This is a genomic window from Candidatus Zixiibacteriota bacterium (assembly GCA_021159005.1).
Classification (GTDB): Bacteria; Zixibacteria; MSB-5A5; order UBA10806; family 4484-95; genus JAGGSN01.
Map to the genome: position 1 here is coordinate 1 of JAGGSN010000021.1, position 2112 is coordinate 2112.

Genomic DNA, 2112 nt, shown 5'->3' on the forward strand with positions numbered 1-2112 from the left:
TAAAATCAATTACTGAAATCTTATCTCGAAATATTTAACAAAATAAAAGATGAAGCGCCGATGTTTATCGGAGCCGCCCAACATCCCGCTGCTCTATGGGTTATGAAATAAGCAAGCTTCGATTGTTGGGTATTATTTTAAGAACTCTATAAAAAGGCCGGACAGTAGTGAAATTAATGTACTGCTGTTTGGCGTTGCCAGAGTTGTCGGAAATAACTTCCGACAGCGCAAATACATTTTAATTATTCTATATGATACTTGTTAGGAGCATACTATCAAACCTGACCCACCTATATAAGGTATTATTGTAAACAATATTTGATAACAAAAAACGCCCTGTATTTCAAAGGCTTTTTGACAATATCTCTATAATATTATTGATTTAGTGGGCAGCAGACGTCATTGTCTGCCCCTTTATGAAATGTGTAAAGGATGGGCAGACCAGTCCGGCAACTGCCGAATACCGCGCACTTTGATCTCTATCATATTATTGGTCAATTGATTAAACTGATTATTGTGAATAATACAGGCTAAATTAAGGTTATATTTTGATTGCAATCTGTTTTCTGACAATCAACTTCTTCCGTCTCAGTAACATCTCTGCCTATAAAAAGCGTGTTATAACTCTTATTGCTTTCATTAATTACTCTAACAGCCGTCATCTTGATATATAGTCGTTTGCTGCTGCCTGATGAGACTAAGACATCGCCAGTCCAGGTATTGCCATTAGAAAGAACCAAGTCAATTTCTTCAAAAATATCTACATTGCTAATAGGGATAATAACAGAATCAATAGTGCTGTCATGAAAATCAGCATTGGTGTCGCCAAATAATGTTTGCGCAATATTATTGAAATAAATTACTTGCCCATTACTATCAACGGCGATTACGAAATGACTTGAAATGGATACTGCTTTATCAAATAATCCAACTAATGCAGAAAGTTCTATCTTATCCTGTTCAAATTGCTTGCATCTTTGCTGAAGGTCTTCAATCATATGAATATCCAACCGCCTGAGTTGTTCGGACAGAACTCCCATAAAACAAACATCAAGGTCGGGATGTTTTTCGATCATATTTTTAAACTTCTCAATAGATATTTCATATATAACACTTTCACTCGTTGTTCTGGCTGTTGCCGAATAATGCATTTCCTCTAAAATCGATATTTCGCCCCAAAATTCTCCTTCGCCGATAGCGGCTAATAGTGTTTTTTTGTCGGCATTTGGGTCGTTATTATGGATTTCTATTTCGCCTGACTTGATAATATAAAATGAGTTAGCGGGAGCGCCCTTGATGAAAATATTCCGCCCTTTAGGGATGGTTCGCTGCTGTATCACGTTCTTTAATTGGACAAGCAATCCTTCCGGGATTATAGCGAAAATGGGCACGTATTTTAGTAATATCTTTATCTGTTTTTCCATAATAATAACCTTGACATTTAATTATTCGACACAATATTAACACGAATTGAATGATATTAAAGATTAGTGATGGGTAATTTAACAAATTTTGTAAATTGGAACATTTTCCATCCGATGGCAGTTAGTTTAAATATGGTTTTTCGGAGAAATAGATGATTAAGAAAAATAAAAATAAAATCAAACGCTACATTCTGGGAACATTAATAGGCGTATTAATCGGCTTAATAATGAGTAAATTATCAGGCAGTTTTAATTCTCAGTGTATGCTTCTCTGCCAGCCAAAAGTTGCGATGACTTATTTTGGGTTGGTAGGATTTATGATTTCATTGAAATAGGAGACATGATGCCCATATTTGAATATATCTGTAACAGCTGCAATAAGAGATTCGAGTTATTGCGTTCAACCAATGATACAGCCGAGATAAAATGCCCTTTTTGCGGTAAAGCTGATATTGAGAAAATATTTTCGACTTTTGCGAGCGCCGGAATGGATAAATCATCCGGTAGTTGCGGCGGTTCATCTGGTTTTTCCTGAGGCTAACAGCGTTCACCCGGTCGGGTTTGATAAATCCATTAAGACATTTTATTATTAGCTAAAATTATCTAATCTTTCTATAAAGGATGGGAAAATAATATGCATAGAGCTGTCGGTAGATTCTTCCGCTTACTCTGGATTTGTATGTAGGGC

3 protein-coding genes are annotated in these 2112 nt (G+C 35.9%); 2 read left to right on the plus strand and 1 reads right to left on the minus strand.

The genetic code is table 11. The features are described from left to right. Positions 1 to 530: 530 nt before the first annotated feature. Positions 531 to 1424 (minus strand): cyclic nucleotide-binding domain-containing protein, encoded by an 894-nt coding sequence (locus tag J7K40_01460; protein MCD6161066.1) that lies wholly within the window; start codon positions 1422 to 1424, stop codon positions 531 to 533. Positions 1425 to 1576: 152 nt separating this feature from the next. On the opposite strand from J7K40_01460, the gene J7K40_01465 reads away from it, so the two are divergent. Both J7K40_01465 and J7K40_01470 read left to right on the plus strand, forming a co-directional pair. Next, on the plus strand, positions 1577 to 1759 hold the full coding sequence (locus tag J7K40_01465; protein ID MCD6161067.1) for a hypothetical protein: 183 nt from the start codon (positions 1577 to 1579) through the stop codon (positions 1757 to 1759). 8 nt (positions 1760 to 1767) lie between these two features. After that, positions 1768 to 1959, plus strand: a complete 192-nt coding sequence (locus J7K40_01470; GenBank protein MCD6161068.1) for a zinc ribbon domain-containing protein — start codon at positions 1768 to 1770, stop codon at positions 1957 to 1959. Positions 1960 to 2112 lie beyond the last annotated feature (153 nt).

Bases quoted from the DNA above. Each gene is read 5' to 3' on its own strand.
- J7K40_01460 (MCD6161066.1), bottom strand. From the start codon at position 1,424: ATGGAAAAACAGATAAAGATATTACTAAAATACGTGCCCATTTTCGCT.
- J7K40_01465 (MCD6161067.1), top strand. From the start codon at position 1,577: ATGATTAAGAAAAATAAAAATAAAATCAAACGCTACATTCTGGGAACA.
- J7K40_01470 (MCD6161068.1), top strand. From the start codon at position 1,768: ATGCCCATATTTGAATATATCTGTAACAGCTGCAATAAGAGATTCGAG.